Source organism: Lysobacter sp. 05T417 (assembly GCF_056396405.1).
Genome location: NZ_JBFTLK010000005.1, coordinates 365,321 through 386,590 on the forward strand (window position 1 = coordinate 365,321; position 21,270 = coordinate 386,590).

At 68.4% G+C, this 21,270-nt stretch carries 23 protein-coding genes; 15 read left to right on the top strand and 8 right to left on the bottom strand.

The genetic code is table 11. From position 1 onward, the window contains the following. Nucleotides 1-44: 44 nt before the first annotated feature. The 7 genes from AC1DER_RS11265 (at nt 45) to hslU (ending at nt 5,380) form a co-directional block, all read left to right on the top strand. Complete coding sequence (locus AC1DER_RS11265; protein ID WP_477247951.1) at nt 45-455, top strand: YbaN family protein; 411 nt, start codon at nt 45-47, stop codon at nt 453-455. Between the two features lie 53 nt (nt 456-508). After that, a complete protein-coding gene (gene lptM / locus AC1DER_RS11270; RefSeq protein ID WP_441815298.1) occupies nt 509-799 on the top strand; it encodes an LPS translocon maturation chaperone LptM in 291 nt (96 codons plus the stop codon). Continuing rightward, entirely contained in the window at nt 792-1,676 is an 885-nt protein-coding gene (gene dapF, locus AC1DER_RS11275; RefSeq protein WP_441815297.1) for a diaminopimelate epimerase, read from the top strand. Before lptM ends, dapF begins: the two co-directional genes overlap by 8 nt. Beyond that, the gene (locus AC1DER_RS11280; RefSeq protein WP_441815296.1) at nt 1,673-2,344 is read left to right on the top strand and encodes a DUF484 family protein; all 672 of its coding nucleotides are present in this window, start codon (nt 1,673-1,675) and stop codon (nt 2,342-2,344) included. Before dapF ends, AC1DER_RS11280 begins: the two co-directional genes overlap by 4 nt. Before the next feature lie 79 nt (nt 2,345-2,423). Next, complete coding sequence (gene xerC, locus AC1DER_RS11285; RefSeq protein ID WP_477247948.1) at nt 2,424-3,338, top strand: tyrosine recombinase XerC; 915 nt, start codon at nt 2,424-2,426, stop codon at nt 3,336-3,338. Nucleotides 3,339-3,432: 94 nt separating this feature from the next. After that, nucleotides 3,433-3,984: an ATP-dependent protease subunit HslV gene (hslV, locus tag AC1DER_RS11290; RefSeq protein WP_441815294.1), complete on the top strand. Its 552-nt coding sequence runs from the start codon at nt 3,433-3,435 to the stop codon at nt 3,982-3,984. 4 nt (nt 3,985-3,988) lie between these two features. Continuing rightward, nucleotides 3,989-5,380 (top strand): ATP-dependent protease ATPase subunit HslU, encoded by a 1,392-nt coding sequence (gene hslU, locus AC1DER_RS11295; protein ID WP_477247946.1) that lies wholly within the window; start codon nt 3,989-3,991, stop codon nt 5,378-5,380. A gap of 35 nt (nt 5,381-5,415) precedes the next feature. Here the strand turns inward: hslU and AC1DER_RS11300 are convergent, their stop codons facing one another. From AC1DER_RS11300 to AC1DER_RS11330, 7 genes are all read right to left on the bottom strand, one after another. Beyond that, a complete protein-coding gene (locus tag AC1DER_RS11300; protein WP_477247944.1) occupies nt 5,416-5,865 on the bottom strand; it encodes an OsmC family protein in 450 nt (149 codons plus the stop codon). 45 nt (nt 5,866-5,910) lie between these two features. Next, nucleotides 5,911-6,984, bottom strand: a complete 1,074-nt coding sequence (locus AC1DER_RS11305; RefSeq protein WP_477247942.1) for a hypothetical protein — start codon at nt 6,982-6,984, stop codon at nt 5,911-5,913. Nucleotides 6,985-7,030: 46 nt separating this feature from the next. Further along, complete coding sequence (locus AC1DER_RS11310) at nt 7,031-7,747, bottom strand: helix-turn-helix domain-containing protein (protein WP_477247940.1); 717 nt, start codon at nt 7,745-7,747, stop codon at nt 7,031-7,033. Nucleotides 7,748-7,809: 62 nt separating this feature from the next. After that, nucleotides 7,810-8,265: a nucleoside deaminase gene (locus tag AC1DER_RS11315; protein ID WP_477247938.1), complete on the bottom strand. Its 456-nt coding sequence runs from the start codon at nt 8,263-8,265 to the stop codon at nt 7,810-7,812. Nucleotides 8,266-8,328: 63 nt separating this feature from the next. After that, nucleotides 8,329-8,805: a GNAT family N-acetyltransferase gene (locus AC1DER_RS11320; protein ID WP_477247936.1), complete on the bottom strand. Its 477-nt coding sequence runs from the start codon at nt 8,803-8,805 to the stop codon at nt 8,329-8,331. A 102-nt stretch (nt 8,806-8,907) separates the two neighbouring features. Then, the gene (locus tag AC1DER_RS11325) at nt 8,908-10,041 is read right to left on the bottom strand and encodes an HlyD family secretion protein (protein WP_441815287.1); all 1,134 of its coding nucleotides are present in this window, start codon (nt 10,039-10,041) and stop codon (nt 8,908-8,910) included. Next, complete coding sequence (locus AC1DER_RS11330; protein WP_441815286.1) at nt 10,038-11,690, bottom strand: MFS transporter; 1,653 nt, start codon at nt 11,688-11,690, stop codon at nt 10,038-10,040. Before AC1DER_RS11330 ends, AC1DER_RS11325 begins: the two co-directional genes overlap by 4 nt. A gap of 86 nt (nt 11,691-11,776) precedes the next feature. Here AC1DER_RS11330 and ubiE point away from each other — a divergent pair, with 86 nt between their 5' ends. From ubiE to AC1DER_RS11355, 5 genes are all read left to right on the top strand, one after another. Next, on the top strand, nt 11,777-12,553 hold the full coding sequence (gene ubiE / locus AC1DER_RS11335; protein ID WP_441815285.1) for a bifunctional demethylmenaquinone methyltransferase/2-methoxy-6-polyprenyl-1,4-benzoquinol methylase UbiE: 777 nt from the start codon (nt 11,777-11,779) through the stop codon (nt 12,551-12,553). A 248-nt stretch (nt 12,554-12,801) separates the two neighbouring features. Continuing rightward, the gene (locus AC1DER_RS11340; RefSeq protein WP_477243771.1) at nt 12,802-14,745 is read left to right on the top strand and encodes a M1 family metallopeptidase; all 1,944 of its coding nucleotides are present in this window, start codon (nt 12,802-12,804) and stop codon (nt 14,743-14,745) included. 58 nt (nt 14,746-14,803) lie between these two features. Beyond that, nucleotides 14,804-15,787: an alpha/beta fold hydrolase gene (locus AC1DER_RS11345; protein WP_477243758.1), complete on the top strand. Its 984-nt coding sequence runs from the start codon at nt 14,804-14,806 to the stop codon at nt 15,785-15,787. Between the two features lie 5 nt (nt 15,788-15,792). Beyond that, complete coding sequence (locus tag AC1DER_RS11350; protein ID WP_477243756.1) at nt 15,793-16,515, top strand: hypothetical protein; 723 nt, start codon at nt 15,793-15,795, stop codon at nt 16,513-16,515. Between the two features lie 228 nt (nt 16,516-16,743). Beyond that, nucleotides 16,744-17,211, top strand: coding sequence for an aminoacyl-tRNA deacylase (locus AC1DER_RS11355; protein WP_441815281.1), 468 nt, complete (start codon nt 16,744-16,746; stop codon nt 17,209-17,211). A gap of 3 nt (nt 17,212-17,214) precedes the next feature. On the opposite strand, the gene AC1DER_RS11360 is transcribed toward AC1DER_RS11355, so the two are convergent. Next, nucleotides 17,215-18,147, bottom strand: a complete 933-nt coding sequence (locus tag AC1DER_RS11360) for a carbohydrate kinase family protein (RefSeq protein WP_441815280.1) — start codon at nt 18,145-18,147, stop codon at nt 17,215-17,217. Between the two features lie 334 nt (nt 18,148-18,481). On the opposite strand from AC1DER_RS11360, the gene AC1DER_RS11365 reads away from it, so the two are divergent. From AC1DER_RS11365 to mreD, 3 genes are all read left to right on the top strand, one after another. Next, entirely contained in the window at nt 18,482-19,528 is a 1,047-nt protein-coding gene (locus AC1DER_RS11365; protein WP_441815279.1) for a rod shape-determining protein, read from the top strand. Between the two features lie 206 nt (nt 19,529-19,734). Beyond that, complete coding sequence (gene mreC / locus AC1DER_RS11370) at nt 19,735-20,784, top strand: rod shape-determining protein MreC (protein ID WP_477243751.1); 1,050 nt, start codon at nt 19,735-19,737, stop codon at nt 20,782-20,784. After that, nucleotides 20,784-21,269 (top strand): rod shape-determining protein MreD, encoded by a 486-nt coding sequence (gene mreD / locus AC1DER_RS11375; RefSeq protein ID WP_441815831.1) that lies wholly within the window; start codon nt 20,784-20,786, stop codon nt 21,267-21,269. Before mreC ends, mreD begins: the two co-directional genes overlap by 1 nt. The last annotated feature ends 1 nt before the right edge of the window (nt 21,270 follow it).

Consider the following 21,270-nt stretch of genomic DNA (forward strand, 5'->3'; position numbering starts at 1 on the left):
TCCATGGATTCCCGCCGGCGCGGGAATGACGGACAGAAATCCCCATGTCCAGACCTTCCCCCAACCCTTCCACGCCCCCCAGCCGCTGGCGCTGGGCCTGGTGGCTGCTGGCTTATGCCAGCCTGGGCCTGGGCGTGATCGGCATAGTCGTACCCGGCCTGCCGACCGTGCCGTTCGTGCTGCTGTCTGCGTTCGCCGCCGCGCGCGGTTCGCAGCGGCTGCACGACAAGCTGCTGGCGCACCCGCAGTTCGGGCCGATGATCCGCGACTGGCAGGCGCACGGCGCGGTCAGCCGCCGCGCCAAATGGCTGGCGGTGACGATGATGTCGGCCTGTGCGGTGATCATGTTCCTGACCGCACCGCGCTGGTGGATGGCGGCGACCGGGACGGCCATCATGACGGTCGTCGCACTCTGGCTGTGGGCGCGGCCGGAGCCTCCGCCGCCCCCGCGATGACAGCCCGGCCCGGCCACGTCGAATCGTTCATCGCCGCGGGCTACACTGCGGCCATGAACGCACGTCCTGCCGCACGACTGATCCTCATCGCGCTGTCCCTGGTCGCGCTGCCGCTGGCCCTGGCCAGCTGTGGCAACAAGGGCCCGCTGATCCTGCCGCCCAAGTCGATCCCGGTCGACCCGTCGACCCTGCCGCCGCGGCAGCCGGTCGACGCGCCCGCACCGGCCACCGAAGCGCCGGCCAACCAGGTCCCGGCCACGGACGCCGAGGACATCGACGGCAAGAAGAAGGACACCGCCGTACCGACCCCCGTTCCCGCGCCGGCCGGCAATGGCAATGGCTGAGCCAGTGCACCCGCGCAAGCCGGTGCGGTTCAGCAAGATGCAGGGCGCCGGCAACGACTTCGTCGTGCTGGATCTTCGGCAAGACGACCTGCGCGGCACTTCGCCGGCACCCGATGCGGACCTGTGCAGGTCACTGGCCGATCGCCACTTCGGCGTCGGTTGCGACCAGATCCTCACCGTCGAGGATGCGCACGGCAGCGATGCCGTCGCCCGTTACCGCATCTGGAACGCCGACGGCTCGTCCTCGCAGCAGTGCGGCAACGGCGCGCGCTGCATTGCCGCCTGGCTGGTGCGCGACGCGCAGGCACGCGGCAAGGCGCTGCCTGCCGACTTCCTGCTCGACAGTCCGGTCGGCACGCACGCGGTGACGCAGCTCGGCGAAGGCCGCTACCGGATCGTCATGGGCACGCCGCGCTTCGCCCCGGCGAGCATCCCGCTGCACGGCTTTGCCGGTGCGCAGGACGAGTACGTCGTCGAGCAGAACGATTCGGTGTTCACCTTCGGCGCGGTGTCGATGGGCAACCCGCACGCGGTGATCGAGGTCGAGAATGTCCAGGCCGCACCGGTCGAAACCGTTGCGCCGGTATTGCAGTCGCATGCCGCGTTTCCGGAATCAGTCAACGTCGGCTTCGCCCAGGTCGAGTCGCGCAAGCGCATCCGCCTGCGCGTGTACGAGCGCGGCGTCGGCGAAACCCTGGCCTGCGGCAGTGGCGCCTGCGCCGCGGCGGCAGTGCTGATGCGCCGTGGCCGTGTCGATCGTGACGTCACCGTGGCCCTGCCGGGTGGCGAGCTGCAGATTTCCTGGCCGGCCGACGACGTGCCGCTGACGATGTCCGGGCCGACCGCATTCGTGTTCGAAGGGGAGTGGAACCAATGAACGAGACACAGGAAAAGTTGGGCGCGCACGAAGTGGCAGCCTGGCTGCGCCGGCATCCGCGTTTCCTGCAGCAGTTCCCCGACCTGGCGGTGACCCTGGTGGTGCCGCGCGAGGAAGGTTCGGCGGCGTCGCTGGCGAGCTACCAGCTGGAAGTGTTGCGCGACAAGAACCGCGAACTGTCGCGGCGCCTGCAGGAGCTGTTCGGCAACGCCCAGGAGAACGAGCGCCTGTCGGTGCGCACGCACCAGCTCACGCTGGCGCTGATGCGCCAGGGCAGCGCAGCCGACACGCTGCGGGCGATGGCGGCGAGCCTGGCCGAAGACTTCAACGGCGACCTGGTGCGGCTGGTGATGTTCAAACCGGTTGACGGCGTCGGCGACGTCGATTGGCTGCAGGTCGTCGCGCAGGACGACGCGCGCCTGCAACCGTTCCGCGATTGCCTCGGCGACGGCGAGCCGCTGTGCGGCCGCCTGCAGCCGGAGAAGCATGCATTGCTCTACGGCATGCGTGCCGAGGAAGTGCAGTCGACCGCGTTGCTGCCGCTGCCGGGCGTGGGCATGGTCGCCGTCGGCAGCCGCGATGCGAATCGCTTCTTCCCCGGCATGGGCACGCTGTTCCTGCGGATGATGGGCGAGTCGCTGGTGACGGCGCTGAAGCGCTTCGACTGACGATGAAAGCAATGCGCCCCGCGTTGCTCCTTCCCTTTCGCGCAGCGAAGGGGAGGGCCGGGGAGGGGTGCTCCTGCGCATGAGCACGACAAAGCCCAACGTGCAGCCTGCGGCGCCCGACCCCACCGTCGAGCAATACCTCGCCCACCTCCAGGTCGAGCGACGCATGTCCGCGCACACGCTCGATGCCTACCGGCGTGACCTGCTGGCGCTGGCGCAATGGGCGCAATCGCAATCGACCGACGTTACCGCGCTGCATGCCGAGCAGGTGCGCGCATTCGTCGCTTCCGAACATCGCCGCGGCCTGTCGCCAAAGAGCCTGCAACGACGGCTGTCGGCCTGCCGAAGTTTCTTCGCCTGGCTGGTCCGCCAGGGCCGCCTGAGCGCGAGTCCCGCCGCGGCGATCCGTTCACCGAAAGCACCGCGCAAGCTGCCGCAGGTGCTCGACCCCGACGAGGCCAAGGCGCTGGTGGAAGTGCCTACCGACGCGCCGCTGGGCCTGCGCGATCGCGCGTTGCTCGAACTGTTCTATTCCTCCGGTCTGCGCCTGTCGGAACTGTGCGGCCTGCGCTGGCGCGACATCGACCTGGCCGATGCGCTGGTGAATGTGCTGGGCAAGGGAAGCAAGCAGCGCAGCGTGCCGGTGGGCCGGCATGCGCGCGCGGCGCTGCAGGAGTGGCGGGCATCCACCGGCGCCGCGAACGGTGCGCCGGTGTTTCCCGGACGCGGCGGCGGCCCGATCACCCCGCGCGCGGTGCAGCTGCGCCTGCGTCAGCTGGCGCAGCGGCAGGGGCTGTTCAAGCGCGTGCATCCGCATCTGCTGCGGCATTCGTTTGCCAGCCACATCCTGGAATCGTCCGGCGACCTGCGTGGCGTGCAGGAGCTGCTCGGCCACGCCGACATCGCCACCACGCAGATCTATACGCACCTGGATTACCAGCACCTGGCGAAGGTCTACGACGCAGCGCACCCGCGGGCGAAGCGGAAGCCTTAAGGCATTCCCCTCTCCCTCGGCGCCTGCGGCGGCCTGTCCTTGAAAAGCCGCACCGCCCGACCCCATCTCGTTCCGGTCCCCCCCGGAGGTCCCCATGGACCCGAGCCAGAATCCCAACGTCTTCCACGCCACCACCATCGTCTCGGTGCGTCGCGATGGCCGCGTCGCCGTCGCCGGCGACGGCCAGGTCACCCTCGGCCACACCGTGATGAAGGCCAATGCCCGCAAGGTCCGCCGCCTCGGCCGCGATAGCCAGGTGCTGGCCGGTTTCGCCGGCGCCGCCGCCGACGCCTTCACCCTGTTCGAACTGTTCGAAGCCAAGCTCGAGAAGCACGGCCAGCTCGCACGCGCCGCGGTCGAGCTGGCCAAGGACTGGCGCACCGAGCGCCGCCTGGGCAAGCTCGAAGCGCTGCTCGCCGTGGCCGATCGCGACACCTCGCTGATCATCAGCGGCACCGGCGACGTGATCGAGCCGGAGGACGGCATCATTGCCATTGGCTCGGGCGGCATGTACGCCTTGTCGGCCGCGCGCGCGCTGATCGCCCACACCCAGCTCGACGCCCGCACGATTGCCACCGAGGCGATCAACATCGCCGGCGACGTGTGCATCTATACCAATCGCAACGTTGTCGTCGAAGAGCTGTAAACCCATGCCCATCAAGCCCGATACCAGCCACGCCACCATGACTCCGCGCGAGATCGTGCAGGAGCTCGACCGCCACATCGTCGGCCAGCACGCGGCCAAGCGCGCGGTCGCCATTGCCCTGCGCAACCGCTGGCGGCGCATGCAGCTCGACGACGAGCTGCGCAACGAAGTCATGCCGAAGAACATCCTGATGATCGGCCCCACCGGCGTCGGCAAGACCGAGATCGCGCGGCGACTGGCCACGCTCGCCAACGCGCCGTTCGTGAAAGTCGAGGCAACGCGCTTCACCGAAGTCGGCTACGTCGGCAAGGACGTCGAGCAGATCGTCCGCGACCTCGCCGACACGGCGGTCAAGCTCTACCGCGAGCAGGCCAAGCAGAAGGTGCGCACCCAGGCCGAGGAACGCGCCGAGGAGCGCATCCTCGACGCGCTGCTGCCGCGGCGCGCCGGTGCCGCCAGTTCCGCATTCGGATTCAACGCCGCCGAAGCGGCCAGGGACGAGCCGTCGTCGCAGGACAACGAGACCCGCGCCAAGCTGCGCAAGCAGCTGCGTGCGGGCGCCCTCGACGACCGCGAGATCGAGATCGAAACCGCGGTCAACGTCGGTGTCGACATCATGGCACCGCCGGGCATGGAGGAAATGGGTCAGCAGCTGCGGCAGATGTTCTCGCAGGTCGCCGGTGCCAAGACCCACAAGAAGACCATGGCGATCCGCACCGCCCGTGCACAGCTGACCGAGGACGAGGCCGGCAAGCTCGTCAACGAGGACGATGTGCGCGAGGCCGCGATCGAAGCCTGCGAACAGCATGGCATCGTCTTCATCGACGAGATCGACAAGGTGGCCAAGCGGGGAGAATCCGGCATGACCGGCGGCGATGTCAGCCGCGAAGGCGTGCAGCGCGACCTGTTGCCGCTGGTCGAAGGGTCGACCGTGAGCACCAAGTACGGCCCGGTCAAGACCGACCACATCCTGTTCATTGCTTCCGGCGCGTTCCACCTGGCCAAGCCGAGCGATCTGATTCCGGAGCTGCAGGGCCGTTTCCCGATCCGCGTCGAACTGACCGCGCTGAGCAAAGACGACTTCGTCCGCATCCTGACCGAACCCAAGGCGGCGCTGGTCACGCAGTACGTGGAGCTGCTCAAGACCGAGGGCGTGGCGGTGCAGTTCGGCGCCGATGCGGTGGATCGCCTGGCCGAGATCGCGGCACTGGTGAACGAGCGCCAGGAGAACATCGGCGCGCGGCGCCTGCATACGGTGCTGGAGCGGTTGCTCGATACGTTGAGCTACGAGGCGCCGGACCGTGGCGGGCAGGCGATCACGATCGACCGCGCTTACGTGGACTCGCACCTGGGCGAGCTGGTGAAGGATCCGGATCTGAGCCGGTACATCCTGTGACATGAGCCCCTCTCCCGCTGCGCGGGAGAGGGGACTCAGCGCGCCTCCACCGTCACCTCGGTCTTCACCGAATTGGCGATGAAACAATTGCGATGCGCCGACTCGTGCAATTTCGTCAGCGCCTCCGCATCCGGCCCCTTGCCGGCCGCAAACACGATCCGCGGCCGCAGCACGACGCGCGTCACCGCCAGCCGGCCTTCGCCGTTCTTCTCCAGCGTGCCGACGGCCTCATCCTGGTAGTCGTCGACCACCCAGCCCTTCTTCACCGCGATCGCCAGCAGCGTCAGCATGTGGCATGACGACAGCGCCGCGACCAGGGCTTCTTCCGGATCCACGCCTTGCGGGCTGCCAAGGTATTCCGGTGCGGCCGAGCCGGTGATGCGCTGGCCACCGTCGAATGCCCATTCGTGGTCGCGCAGATAGCCTTCATTGCCGAACGGCTGGTCGTTGCGCAGCCAGTGGATCGAAGCGCGATGCTCGGACATGGACGGCTCCTGTCTGGGGGAGCCGTCACGATGCCATGGCCTTGGTTACTTCGCGACCGCGGTGGAGGCCGCCCTGGCCTTGCGCTGGCGGGTGTCTTCCAGCAGCTGGTCGCGCGCCGCCACCTGCAGCTCGTCGATGCTGACCGCATCGGGCGACTTGCCCAGGCGCGTGGTCAGGTCGGCGACGACGCGCTTGTTGGCATAGGTATGCGGCGAGCTCATGTCGTCGCTCTGCGCGGTGATCATCCAGCCCAGGCGCTTGGCGCTGACCTCGCGACCCTGTGCCAGTTCGACCAGCTTGGCGCGATATTCCAGCTCCCACGGGGCCAGGCCCGGGAATGCGTTCTGGTCGGCGAAGTGCTGGGTTTCGTGGCCGAGGAAGACGACCCGGAACGCTTCGCTGTCGAGGCCTTCGGTGTAGCTGGGCACCACCGCGAACAGCGCCTTGTCGGTTGCCCAGCCGCCGGCCGAGCCGCGTTCGCAGCGGCCGTAGGCGGTCCAGCCGCGGCTGGCGAAATCATCGAGCAGTTCGACCTGGACCTTGTACGGACCATCGGGCAACTGGACATCGAACATGCGCGTGTCCTGCTTGCGCCAGACCATCAGCTCGCGCAGCGGCGGAGTGCGGCCGAGCTGGGCGTGATATCCGTGCTGCTCCAGCTGGGTCTGCAGGAACGGTTCGATCTCGTCCATGCTGGTGGCCTTGGCCGCGCGCGCACCCAGGCGCTTGTGCAGCTTGGCCAGCAGCGCCGCTTCCTGCGCGTCGCGCTGCGCCGGCGCCGCCATCGAACGCCACCAGTAGTCCTGGTAGTCGTCGAGCACGCCGCGCAGGTAGGGATCGTCGATGCCGGCCGTGGTCAGCACCGGCTTCTTCGCCTGGTACTGCCCGAGCATGCAGGCGCGGTAGTCCGCGTCCTTGCCGAGGAACCCGGCGGCAGGCGCCGCTTCCAGCGCCACCAGGGCACGGGCGCTGTCGCCCTGCAGGATGGCATTGGTGGATTCGGCAATCGCGGCGATCGCGGTCTTGCTGCTGGCCGGCGCGTCGGCGGCGGTGGCCGGGAGGGCCGCGGCGAGGGCCACGGTCAGCGCGGCCGAAGTCAGGAAAGAAGTGAGCGTCATCTGGGGCTTCCATTCGGGGGTGGCGGTCGCAGTGCCGCCTTCACCCCTATTGCAGCCGAAGGACGGCCGAGCGGTCTTGAACGGATTTGATCTGCCCGCGCAGCCGCCCCGGGGTGGTGCCGGTGGCCAGCCGCAGGGTTCGGTTCAGATGGCTCTGGTCGCTGAAGCCGGCGGCCGCGGCAACTTCCGCCAGCGGCGCCTCGCCGCCGAGCAGGGCCAGCGCCTGGCGGCAGCGCAGCTCGCGCCGCAGCAGCTGCGGCGGCATCCCGTGCGAACGCAGGAAGCTGCGCGAAGCATGGGCGAGCGATACCCCGGCACGGCGCGCCAGCACCGACACCGGCAGGTCGCCGTGCTCGAGCTCGTGCAGGAATGCCGGCTGCCACTCGTGCAGCGCGGGCGCCTGTGCCGGCGTGCAGGCCCGCAGCAGGTCATCGAGATGATGATGTGCGCGGGCGAACACCGCGCCCGCCTCGACCAGGTCGGCTACCCGCAGCACGCGCAACGCCAGCCCGCCGGCGCCGACGGCGAAGTCGCCGCCCAGTTCGAGGTTGATCACCTTGGCGCCGGTGCGGCCGAAGCGGTTGCCGTGGGCATGCCAGCGCGGATGCAGCACCAGCGTGCCCGGAGTGCATTCCACCGGGCCATCGGCGCTGGCTTCGACATGGCTGCCATCGAGCACCAGCGCGGCGTAGGCGCCGTCATGGCGATGCGTGCGCAGCGTGTCGCCGGCGCCGTGGCGGGTTTCGTACTCGTGGGCGGGCATGGCGGCATCCTGCGCGATGGCGGCGGCGGGGGCATCGGACGGAAGTCACGAATGCCGCCGGGTCAGTCCTCGCCGATGTCCTCGTTCCACACCTCGGGGTGCCCGGCGATGTACTCGCCGAGCATGTCGATGCATTCGCCGTCGTTGAGGTCGACCACCTCGACGCCGTTCTCGCGCAGCCAGTCGATGCCGCCGCGGAAGTTCACCGATTCGCCGACCACCACCGTGCCGATGTTGAACTGCCGCACCAGGCCGCTGCAGTACCAGCACGGCGCCAGCGTGGTGACCATGATGGTGTCGCGGTAGCGGCGCTGGCGCCCGGCCTTGCGGAAGGCGTCGGTTTCGCCGTGCACAGACGGATCGCCTTCCTGGATGCGGCGGTTGTGGCCGCAGCCGAGCAGGCTGCCACTGCGGTGGTAAAGCGCCGCGCCAATCGGGATGCCGCCCTCGGCCAGGCCCTGGCGGGCCTCGGCGACGGCGGCGGCGAGCAGCGCGCGGTAGTCGGGCGGGGTGATCATGCGGGCACCTGTGCGGTTCGGCCGCAGTCTGCCGCGATCGCGATGCCGCGTCGATAGCGCGGCTCAGCCGTGGGCGCGGCGCAGCATGTCGACGTGGGGGATGCCGTCGTCAAGGTAGGGTTCCGACGACGGCACGAAGCCGTGCCTGCCGTAGTACGCCTGCAGGTGCGCCTGCGCGCCGATCTGGATGTCGGCGCCGGGCCAGCGCGCCTCGATCTGCTGCAGCGCGGCATGCAGCATCGGCTCGCCGAGTCCGCGGCCGCGATGGCCCGGCGCGGTCAGGACGCGGCCGAAGCTGACCTGCGGATAGCTCAGGCCCGCCGGCAGGATCCGCAGGTAGGCCGCCAGCTCGCCGTTGTCGGCGTGGCCGAGCAGGTGGACCGTGTCCGGGTGGCGGTCCTTGCCGTCGGGATCCAGATAGACGCAGTTCTGCTCGACCACGAACACTTCCGAGCGCAGCTTCAGCAACGCATACAGGGTGTCGATGTCGAGCTCGCGAAAGTGCCTGGCCTGCCAGTGGATCGTCGGGTGGTCGCTCATGTCGACATGATGCCAGCGGCGACGCGCGCGGTCCTCACGCGCTGAGTCGTCGCGCGCTCAATCGTCGCGCGCTCAATCGTCACGCGCTCAATCGTCACGCGCTCAATTGCCACGCTGCGCCGACGTATCGATGTCGACCACCACCGACATGCCCGGCCGCAACCGCGCGGCCGCTTCCTGGCCGCGGTCGATGGACACCTTGACCGGGATTCGCTGGGCGATCTTGACGAAGTTGCCGGTGGCGTTGTCGGCCGGCAGCACGCTGAACTCCGAACCTGCCGCGGGCGAAATCTCCAGCACGCGGCCGGTCAGGCGCTGCCCGCCGAGCGCATCGACGCTGAAGCGCGCCGGCTGGCCGATGCGCATGTGCTGCATCTGCGTTTCCTTGTAGTTCGCCACCACCCACAGGATGCCCGGCACCAGCGCCATCAACTGCGTGCCGTTGGTGACATAGGCGCCCTGGCGAACCGTGACCTGGCCGAGCTGGCCGTCGCGCGGCGCGTCGATGCGGGTGTGGTCCAGGTTGATCTGGGCCAGCTTGACCGCGGCTTCGGCGCCGGCCACCGCCGCCTCCAGCGCGGCGCGGTTGACGCTGACGCTGCGCACGCTCTGTTCGGCCGCCTCTACCGCCGCGCGCGACTGGCTCAGCCCGGCCACCGCCTGGGCGTTGGCGGCGTAGGCGTTGTCGAGGTCCTGCGCCGACAGCAGTTGCTGGCCGGCCAGGCTGTCGGTGCGCCGCAGCGTCGCCGCGGTGCGGACATGCACGGCATTGTTGCTGGCGACCGTCGCGCGGGTCTGCGCCACGTTGGCCTGCGCGCTGCGTAACTGCTGCGTCCAGTTGGCGAGATTTGCCCGCGCCGCCTGCAACTGCGCACTGGCCTGGTCGACCTGTTGCCGGTACAGGCGGTCGTCGATCTGCACCAGCAGTTCGCCCTTGCGCACGTGCTGGAAATCGCGCACCGGCACATGCGTGACGTAGCCGCTCACCTGCGGGCTGATCACGGTGACCAGGCCACGTACGTAGGCGTTCTCGGTGCTCTGCACCGGCGTGCGGAACGGTGGCAGGTGCCAGGCATAGAGCACCACCAGTGCGCCACCGATCGCCACCGCGGCAAAGGCCGCGATCTGCCAGCGCGGGCGCGGCGGCAACGTGGGCGGCGCGGCCGGCGCCGGTTGCGGCGGCGCGGTGGCGGGTGTGGGCGCGGACGGAGGCGGCGGAGGCGAGGGTGTGCTCATGGCGTCGATGCCGCGGTTGCGTGGGCGGCCGCAAGGCGTTCGCGTCGGGCCTGCAGGCGCGCCCGGGTCGCGACGATGGTCAGCCAGATCATGGTCATCAGCGCGAGGGCGGCGATGGCGAAGTAGACATCGTTATAGGCAAGCACATTGGCTTCGCGTGAAGCCGCCACGCCCAGCTCGCGCACGCCCAGGGCGCTGCGCAGGGCCGGGTCGGTGACGGTCTGCCCGTAGGTGCCGGCGCCGGACTGGATGCGCGCGGCCACCTGCGGGTCGAGCAGGGTCAGGTTCTGCACCAGCTGGCTGGAGTGGAACTTCTCGCGCATCACCTGGAACGTGCCCAGGAACGCCGAACCGAACAGCGCGCCGACGTTCTGGGTGATGCTGAACATCACGAAGAAACTGATCAGGTTGCGCGGCTGCGCGATCACGCTGCCGACGCCGGCGATCAGCGCCGGTGCGAGGAAGTAGGTGCTGCCAAATCCGATCAGGAACTGGCTGACCATCAGCTGCGGTGGCCGCGTGAGGTTGTTGGAATAGGCATCCATCAGCGCGCCGATCATGATGCAGGTCAATGCGATCAGCGCCGGCACGCGGGTCAGCACGGGCTTGACCGTCATCGCGCTGGTGGCGATGCCGATCAGGCAGCCCAGCAGCACCACGGTGAACAAGCCGCGCATCTGCTCGTTGGTCAGGCCCATCGCCTGCAGGAAGCCGACCGCGCCGACGCTCTGCTCCGACAACGCCATGCGCAGCAGGATGATCGCGATGCCCAGGCGCAGCATCAGGCCGCTGCTGAGCCAGCGCGTGTTGATCAGCGGGTTGGCGCGGAAGTGCTCCACCGCGATGCCGGCCACCACCAGCACGATGGATCCGGCCAGGCACCAGCCGATCCACGGCGCCTCCCGCCACCACACGGTCCTCCCCAGCGACAGCACCGCGCAGAGCAGGGCCATGCCGACCGACAGCAGGGTGATGGACAGCGCGTCGAGCCGTTCGAAGACCTTGTAGCGGTCGCCGGGCGGCAGTCGCAACAGCAGCACCGCGCCCAGCGACAGCAATGCCAGGCCGAGTTCGAACAGATACAGGCCGCGCCACTCGCCGAATTCGAGCAGGTCCGGCGAGATCACCCGCGCGATCGGCGCGCCGATCTGGCTCAGGCCGATGCCGATCGCCAATGCGCGAAGCCGATGCTGCGCCGGCAGCGCCTGGATCATGTAGAAGATGCCCAGCGTGGTCAGCGCCGCGCCGACGATGCCGTGCGCGGCGCGCACCGCGATCGCCGAGCCCAGGCCGTGCACGAACAGGTGTCCGAACGTCACCAGCGCATACAGCACCAGGCTGATTTCGGTGAACAGTCGCAGGCCGTACTGCTGGCGGAACTTGATCAGGATGAGGTTGGCCGAGACGTTGGTCATCACGTACGCGGCCGGCAGCCACGCGATCTCCACCGCGGTCACGCCGAGCGAGCCCTGCAACTGCAGCTGGTTGGTGACGACCATGGCGTTGCCCAGGCTGCCGGTGATGGCGACCAGCGCGCCGACCAGCCCGAACGACCAGCGCAGCCAGGTCGGGTGCAGCGGGGTCGAGGGCGAGCCCGGAAACTGCGGCCGCTCGTGCGGCAGCCATTCCCGGGGCGCAACCTGGCTCATCGCGGTTCTCCCTCCAGGCTTGGGTCGGGGCCGGGGCCGGGCGCTGGGGCGACCCCGGAATTGCACGTTGATGCGATAATCGCCAGATGAGCCATTCCAGCCCAGAAAAGCCCGGCGACAAGCCCGGCACCACCCACTTCGGCTTCCGCGACGTTCCCACCGGCGAGAAGCAGAAGCTGGTCGGCCAGGTGTTCTCCTCGGTCGCCAGCAAGTACGACCTGATGAACGACCTTATGTCGCTGGGCGTGCACCGCGTGTGGAAGCGCTATTTCGTCGGCACCGCCCAGGTCAAGCGCGGCGACCGCGTGCTCGACCTGGCCGGCGGCACCGGCGACATCGCCCTGCTGCTGCGCGACCGCGTCGGCGATGCCGGCAGCATCGTGCTGGGCGACATCAACGGCGAGATGCTGCGCGTCGGCCGCGACCGCATGACCGACATGGGCAAGGTCGCCGGCTTCGAATACGTGCAGATGAATGCCGAGAAGTTGCCGTTCCCGGACGCTACCTTCGACCTGGTCACGATCGCCTTCGGCCTGCGCAACGTCACCGACAAGGACGCGGCGCTGCGGGAGATGCAGCGCGTCCTGAAGGTTGGCGGCCAGGCGCGCGTGCTGGAGTTCTCGGAAGTGAAGGCCGACTGGTTCAAGCCGATCTACGACTTCCATTCGTTCAAGGTGCTCCCGCAGCTGGGCAAGCTGTTCGCCAACGATTCCGACAGCTACCAGTACCTGGCCGAGAGCATCCGCAAGCATCCGCCGCAGGATCAGCTGAAGGCGATGATGGTCGACGCCGGATTCGCGCGCTGCGACTACCGCAACCTCTCGGGCGGCATCGTCGCGATCCACACCGGCTACAAGGTCTGACCCGTCGTCCCGGTGAATACCGGGGATCAGGCCACAACCCATCAGCCCCGTCATTCCCGCGACGGCGGGAACCCAGCGACGTTGCCGCTGATCGGGGCCATCGAAGCGTGCAATCAAGATGGACCCCGGCGTTCGCCGGATGACGGTGAGGGGTGGCTGACGGCCCCCAGAACGGGCCGCAATCCAGCCGTGCCTCCGGTCCGGCGAGGCGCTAAACTCGGCCGATCACCCTGTCCGCCGTGGCCCTCATGCGTTATTCGATCCTGTCCCTCTGCCTCGTTGCCGCCCTTGCCGCCGGTTGCTCGCGCGATGCCGCGCCGCCGGCCGCCACTGCTTCCAGGGAGGCCGCCGCAGTGGCCGCATCCGACCAGAAGACCGCTGCCGTCGTCGACGAGTTCTCCTATTCCGAGCCGTCCAAGGTACGCATCGACGACCTCGCCCTGATGCTGCAGGTCGACTTCGACAAGAAGGAACTCGGCGGCAGCGCGACCTACACGCTGGACTGGACCGACCCGAAGGCGACGCAGCTGGTCCTCGACACGCGCGACATCGCCATCGAGAAGATCGTCGGCGAGCGCGCCGACGGCAAGTGGGACGACCTGACCTGGAAGGTCGGCGACAAGGACAAGATCCTCGGCAGCAAGCTGGTGATCGAATCGCCCTCGCGCAACAAGCGCATCCGCGTCACCTATCACACCTCGCCCAACGCCTCCGGCCTGCAGTGGCTGACGCCGGCGATGACCGAGGGCAAGAAGACGCCCTTCATGTTCAGCCAGTCGCAGCAGATCCACGCGCGTTCGTGGGTGCCGCTGCAGGACACGCCGCAGGTGCGCTTCACCTACACCGCGCACGTGACCTCGCCCAAGGACGCGATGGTGCTGATGAGCGCCGACAACGACCCGAAGGCGGCGCGTGATGGCGACTACACCTTCACCATGCCGCAGAAGATCCCGTCGTACCTGCTGGCGATCGCCGCCGGCGACCTGGTGTTCCAGCCGATCAGCGGCCGTGCCGGCGTGTGGGCGGAACCGGCGATGGTGAAGAAGGCGGCGAAGGAATTCGACGACACCGAGAAGATGATGCAGACGGCCGAGCGCCTGTACGGGCCGTACCGCTGGGAGCGTTACGACATCCTCGTGCTGCCGCCGTCGTTCCCGTATGGCGGCATGGAAAACCCGCGCATGACCTTCGCCACGCCGACCGTGATCGTCGGCGACAAGTCGCTGGTGTCGCTGGTCGCGCATGAGCTGGCGCACAGCTGGTCGGGCAACCTGGTGACGTTCTCCACGCCCAAGGACAGCTGGCTCAACGAAGGCTTCACCAGCTACGTCGAGAACCGCATCGTCGAGGATCTGTACGGCAAGCCGGCCGCCGACATGGAGAAGGTGATCGCGCGCAACGAGCTCGCCGCCGAGTACAAGGAGATCGATCCGAAGCTGCAGGTGCTGGCACAGCGCCCGGGCACGGTGAGCAATCCCGATGACTCCAGCAGTTCGACCGTGTACACCAAGGGCGCGTGGTTCCTGCAGTTCCTCGAGGAGCGTTACGGCCGCGAGGCATTCGATCCGTTCCTGAAGGGCTACTTCGACCACTTCGCCTTCCAGAGCATCCCGACCACCACGTTCATCGAATACGCCAAGGCCAACCTGCTCGCCAAGTACCCGGGCAAGGTCAGCGAGGCCGAGCTCGACGAGTGGATCTACCAGCCGGGCGTGCCGGCCGATGCACCCAAGACCGTGTCGCCGCGCTTCGACGCCGTCGATGCCGCGCGCAAGGCATGGCTCGACGCCGGCACGCTGCCGGCAAAAGACGCGACCGCGAAGTGGAGCACGCAGGAGTGGGAGCACTTCCTCGACGGCATGCCGCCCACGCTCAAGCCGGAACAGCTGGCCGCGCTAGACGCCAGCTACCACTTCACCGGCACGCCGAACGGCGAGATTGCGCAGCGCTGGTATCCGCTTGCCGTGCGCAGCGGCTACGCGCAGGCCAATGACGCCATCGCTGCGTTCCTGGAGCGCATCGGCCGCCGCAAGCTGATCATGCCGACCTACAACGAGCTGGTGAAGACGCCTGCGGGCCTGAAGCTGGCCCAGGACACCTTCGCCAAGGCGCGCCCGGGCTACCACCCGATCACCACCGAATCGGTGGAGGCGGCGATCGCCAAGGCGCAGTCGGCTTCGGCCAAGCAGTAATCGCTCTGCTCCCTCCCCTGCATGCAGGGGAGGGTTGGGGAAGCATCGAGGACCACACGTGCCACCACGCAGGCCGCGCACCCTCACCATTGTCCTGCTCGCATCGCTGGTGCTCGTCGCCGCGATTGCCGCCGTTGCACTGTGGCGCGATCCCTACACGGTGGTTCGCGCCGACTTCGCGCGTCAGCGCCTGGCCGCGGGCCTGTCGCGGCAAAGCGTCCAGGTCGACGATCATCTCTGGGTCTACGCCTACAGCGACGATGCCCCGAAGGACGCGCCGACGCTGGTGATGCTGCACGGCTTCACCGGCAGCAAGGAAAACTGGTACCCGGTGGCGCGGCGTCTGCGCGGACACTACCGCCTGCTGATTCCGGACCTGCCGGGCTGGGGCGAGAGCCAGCGCGTTCCCGGCGCCGACTATGGCTTCCTCGCCCAGAGCGAGCGCGTCGACCATTTCATCAGGCAGGTCGCCGCCGATCCGCGCGGCGTCGTGTTGCTCGGTCATTCGATGGGTGGTGGCATCGCCGCACTCGTCGCCGCCCGCCATCCGCAGGAGGTCGCGCGCGTCGGCCTGATCGACGCCGCGGGCGTGCGCTTTGCCGACAACCGCTTCGGCGCGCGCGTGCTGGCGGGGCAGAACCCGTTCGGCGTCGAGGACGAAGCCTCGCTCAAGCGCTATCTCGATACCGTGTTCCACGACCCCGACGCGCGGCCGTGGATTCCGTGGCCGACCGACCGCATCTACATCAACCGCCGCCGCAGCGACGCCGCGTTCGAGCAGCAGGTGCTCACGCGCATCGGTCGCAGCGACGAAAGCTTCCTGCCCGGCCAGGCCGCCGCCGACATCCGCCAGCCGGCGCTGCTGCTGTGGTGCCGTCAGGATGCGGTGATCGACTCCAGTGCGCTGGCGCTGTACGCGCAGCAGATTCCGCACGCCAACCGCGTACTGCTCGATAACTGCGGCCATATGTCATTGGTCGAGCAACCCGACATGGTCGCGCAGGCGATCGAGATGCTGATTGAACGAGGGCAGGGACCATGAGTGGCATGCGCAGACTGACCGGCCCGGCGATCCTCGCCGCGGCCATGGCCGTGGCCGCCTGCGGACCCGCGCAGGATCCGAAGGTGGCCGAAGCGCAGCAGGCGGCCGCGCGCGAACACGAGGCCGATGCCATGGCCGACGCGTTCGAGGCCGAGTACGGCAAGCAGAACTGGGAGCTGGCGCGCGCCCACGGCGACGTACTGATGGCCAAGTACCCGGACAGCGCGGCCGCCGCACGCATCGAGGAGCGCCACCAGGAGGTCAGGGACAAGGCGACGCATGCGCGCGAGCAGCGGCGCCTGGCCGCGCTGTGGACCTATCAGACGCAGTCGGTGAAGGGCGGCGAGCAGCTGTCGGCGTCGATCTACGGCAAGGACTACGTCGACACCGACGGCAGCGGCGCGCGGCCGGTGCAGCTGATCTTCCGCGACCACCCCGATTGGGGGCGCAGCAGCTACCTGGTGCTGGAGGCCGGCGACTTCGACTGCTACGGCGGCTGCAAGGTGAAACTGAAGGTCGACGATGCCGCGCCGAAGCCGGTGGCGGCGAGCCGGCCGAAAACCGACCAGGCGATCGCGATGTTCATCGAGGACGAGCGCGCGCTGTGGAAGACCGTGAAGGCGGCCAAGACCATCGCCATCGAGTTCCCGGTCAAGGCCGGCGGAACGCGCACGGCCGTGTTCGAGGTAGGCGGGCTGGACCCCCCGAAACTGCCGAAGTGGAACTGAGGTCGACACGCTGTGGGCCATGCCTGACGCCTGATCGGCTGTGCGGATGCGACGCGCAGCTCGCTTCCGGCATCGGCCACGCTTACGAGATCGTTACAGGCATGGAGTAAAGTCCAGTTCATGCAGGACCGGTGGTCTTGCTGAGGCGGCGCGCGGCCGGATGTGCGCGCCGGTCCACCCAGCGGCACGGCCGTGACTGGAGCGCAGCCGAGCCAGGCGGAGGTCGCCATGCTCTCTCCACGCCTGCACAACCTGCTCGATCAGGGACAAGCGCCCTACACCACGTTGAACCACCCGCGCACGATCACCGCGCACGACACCGCCTCGATCGCCCACATCGAACCGGTGCATTTCGCCAAGTCGGTGATGATCAAGGCCGACGGCCGCATGGCGATGGTGGTGATGCCATCGACTTACCGGGTCGATCTCTATCGGCTCGGGCTCGCCCTTGGCGGCGCGACGGTCGAGCTGGCCGAGGAAGCCGAGTTCCGCGGCGCGTTCCCCGACTGCGAGCCCGGCGCGATGCCGCCGTTCGGCCACCTCTATGGCATGCCGGTATATGTCGACTCGCGCCTGGCGCACCAGGATGAAGTCGCGTTCAACGCCGGCAACCACACCGAAGTGGTGCGCATGCCCTACAAGGAGTTCGAACGCCTGGCGGCGCCCGAACTGCTGTGGCTTGCGCACATGATGTGACCCTTACAGCGAGTAGCCGAACTGCTGCTTGAACTGTTCGTTGAACTCGTCGTAGTCGAAGCGCTGGTTCTGCGTGCCCGGGTGTTCGACCTTGAGCGCGCCCATCAGGTTGCCCATGCGGCCGATGGTGAGCCAGTCGTAACCCTTCTCGATGCCGAAGATCAGGCCGGCGCGGAATGCATCGCCGCAGCCGGTCGGGTCGGTCACGCGGCGCTCGTGCGCCGGCGGGATGTCATAGGTCTTTTCCGGCGTGTGGATCTGCGAGCCGTGCGGGCCGCGCGTGGTGATGTATGCCTTCACGCGCTTGACGATGTCGTTCTCGCTCCAGCCGGTGCGTTCCTGCAGCAGGTTCGACTCGTAGTCGTTGACCGTGACGTAGTCGGACTGCTCGATGAAGTGGCGCAGCTCTTCGCCGTTGAACAGCGGCATCGCCTGGCCCGGATCGAAGATGAAGGGGATGCCCAGCTCGGCGAACTCGGTGGCGTTCTGCAGCATGCCTTCGCGACCGTCGGGGCTGACGATGCCGAACGTGACACCCTTCACGTCGCGCACGTGGTTCTCGTAGCTGCGCATCATCGCGCCCGGATGGAACGCGGTGATCTGGTTGTTGTCGTGGTCGGTGGTGATGAAGGCCTGCGGCGTGAACAGCTCCTCGATCTCCTTCACCTGCGACAGGTTGATGCCCTGCTGCTCGAAGTGCTCGCGGTACGGCGCGAAATCCTGGCCGACGGTCGCCATCGGGATCGGATCGCCGCCGAGCAGCTTGAGGTTGTAGGCAATGTTGCCGGCGCAGCCGCCGAACTCGCGGCGCATGCGCGGCACCAGGAACGACACGTTCAGGATGTGAACCTTGTCCGGCAGGATGTGGTTCTTGAACTGGTCGGGAAACACCATGATGGTGTCGTAGGCCAGAGAGCCGCAGATCAGCGCAGACATCGTTGATACCCCAAAAGAAAAAAAGCGGCCCGAGCGCCGCGCGGGCGCTAGGGTAGCCGAGGGGGGCTCCGGCGGCCAGCGGCCGCGGCCGTTGCCACCCGGGGCCGCGCTTCCGGGCGCCCTTCGCGGCGGAAGTCGGGTCGCGACGGGGTCGCGGTGAGGCCGCAATGGGGTCGCAATGGGGTCGCAATGGGGTCGCAATGGGGCCGCAACCCCCGGGGTGACCCTCGGCGGCACGAAGTGCCGGGATTTGCAGGTTTTTTCCTTGCTCGCAGGGGGGGCGGTTGCTAGGCTAGCGAACCCCTCGCGCCCCCATTTGACGGCCTATCCCTCGATGTTCAAGAAGTTTCGCGGCATGTTTTCCAACGACCTGTCCATCGACCTGGGCACGGCCAACACCCTCATCTATGTCCGCGGCCAGGGAATCGTCCTGAACGAACCATCGGTCGTCGCTGTCCGCCAAGACCGCCTGATCGGCGGCAACCGCACCGTCGCGGCGGTGGGCAGCGAAGCCAAGATGATGCTCGGGCGCACCCCGGGCCACATCACCACGATCCGCCCGATGAAGGACGGCGTCATCGCCGACTTCACCTACACCGAGGAAATGCTCAAACATTTCATCCGCAAGGTGCACAAGTCGCGCTTCCTGCGCCCGAGCCCGCGCGTGCTGGTGTGCGTGCCCTGCGGCTCGACCCAGGTCGAGCGCCGCGCCATCAAGGAGTCGGCCGAAGAAGCCGGCGCCCGTGAGGTCTACCTGATCGAAGAGCCCATGGCGGCCGCGATCGGCGCCGGCATGCCGGTCACCGAGGCACGCGGCTCGATGGTCGTCGACATCGGCGGCGGCACCACCGAAGTCGCAGTCATCGCCCTGAACGGCATCGTCTACTCGGCCTCGGTCCGCATCGGCGGCGACCGTTTCGACGAGTCGATCATCAGCTACGTGCGCCGCACCTACGGCACGCTGATCGGCGAAGCGACCTCCGAGCGCATCAAGATCGAGATCGGCTGCGCCTACCCGCAGACCAAGGCAAATTCGATCGAGGTCTCCGGCCGCAACCTCGCCGAGGGCGTGCCGAAGATGATCACGATCAACTCCAACGAGGTCCTCGAGGCGTTGCGCGAGCCGCTGGCCGGCATCGTCTCGGCGATCAAGCTGGCGCTGGAGCAGACCCCGCCGGAACTGTGCGCCGACGTCGCCGAGCGCGGCATCGTGCTCACCGGTGGCGGTGCCCTGCTGCGCGACCTGGACCGCCTGATCAGCGAGGAGACGGGCCTGCACGTGCAGGTCGCCGACGACCCGCTGACCTGTGTCGCCCGCGGTGGTGGCCGCGCGCTGGAGCTGGTCGACATGCACGGCAATGAGTTTTTCGCGCCGGAGTAACTGCGTAAAGGCGGGAACGGGGAAAGGGGAACAGGGAACGAAGGGCGTCCGGGGGCTGCGAAGCGATGGGCGCCGTGGAACGTGGATGGTGACGGTGAACCCGTTCCGCCCGTTCGTTCACCAGACGCCTGTGCCTGCGCGTCGTTCCCGCTTCATACTCCCGACTCCCGCTTTCCATTCCCGCCCTCGAAACCCTCGACGCCCTCGTGCCTTCCTACGCCGGTCCTCCTACCGCAGCCCGCACGGGCGATGTCGCCGGTACGTTGAAGTTGCTGGCCTACCTGGCGCTGGCGGTGATGCTGATCATGCTCGACCATCGCGGCGGCTGGCTGAACCAGGCGCGGCGCCAGGTCACGCTGATGGTGCAGCCGCTGTGGATGGTCGCCGGCTGGCCGGGGCAGGTGGTGGAGCGCATCAGTGACGATGCCGGCACGCTGACCCAGCTCACCGCCGAAAACCGCCGCCTGCGCAACGACCTGATGCTCAACCAGGCGCGAATGGCGCGCCTGCAGACGCTGGCCGCCGACAATGCCCGCTTGCGCGGCCTGCTCGATGCCGCCGAGCGCGGCAAGCTCGACGTGGTGCTGTCGCCGGTGCTCGACATCGACCTCGACCCGACCCGCCAGCGCCTCGTCCTCGATGCCGGCAGCCGCGATGGCGTCCAAGTCGGGCAGAGCGTGATCGACGCCGGCGGCCTGCTCGGCCAGATCATCGCGGTCACGCCGATGTACGCCAACGTGCTGTTGCTGACCGACCCCTCCCACGCCGTCCCGGTGGCGGTGGCGCGCAATGGCGTGCGCCTGGTGGTCTATGGCGAGGGCCGAAGCGACCTGTTGCGGGTGCCGAGCGTACCGCTGTCGAGCGACATCAAGGTCGGCGACGTGCTGGTGACCTCGGGCCTGGGCGGGCGTTTCGCGCCGGGCTTCCCGGTCGGCACCATCGCCTCGCTGCGCCCGGACGACAGCCGCGCCTTCCTGATCGGCGAAGTCACGCCGGCCGCCCAGCTCGACCGTGGCCGCGAAGTGCTGGTGCTGCTCAACCGGCCGAGCCCGCTGCCGGGCGCCACCGCCTTCAATGCCACCACTTCGCCGGCGACGACCGCGCCGGCAGGGACCGCGCCGGCGGCGACGATCGCCATCGGACAAGGCACCACCTCCGCGCCGCCTGCGACGGCAACACCCGCAACGACACCCGCGAAACCGAAGCCGGTCACGCCCGCCAGGCCGCAGCCCGCCCAGACGGAGCCGCGCCGATGATGACGCGCGTCCGTCCGCAATGGGTGTTGCCGCTGAGCCTGGTCGTGGCGCTGATCCTGGGCCTGCTGCCGCTGCCGCCGACACTGCAGCCGCTGCGGCCGTACTGGCTGGCGCTGGTGCTGGCGTACTGGGTGATCGAGGACCCCGACCACATCGGCCTGGGCGTGGCGTTCCTGATCGGCCTGGCCGGTGACCTGGTCTACGGCGGTCTGTTCGGCGAGCAGGCGCTGCGGCTGGTGGTGATGGCCTACATCCTGCAGCGCTTCCGCGCGCGGCTGCGCTTCTTCCCGATGTCGCAACAGGCGCTGGCGATCGGCGGCCTGCTGCTCAACGACCGCATCGTCACCTCGGCCATCCATTTCGCCGTTGGCGAACCGACCCTGCCGGCCTCGTACTGGCTGGCGCCGCTGGCCGGCATGTTGCTGTGGCCGTTGCTGTTCGTGGGCCTGGACTCGCTGCGACTGGGCCGCTGGCGGGGGCGTTGAC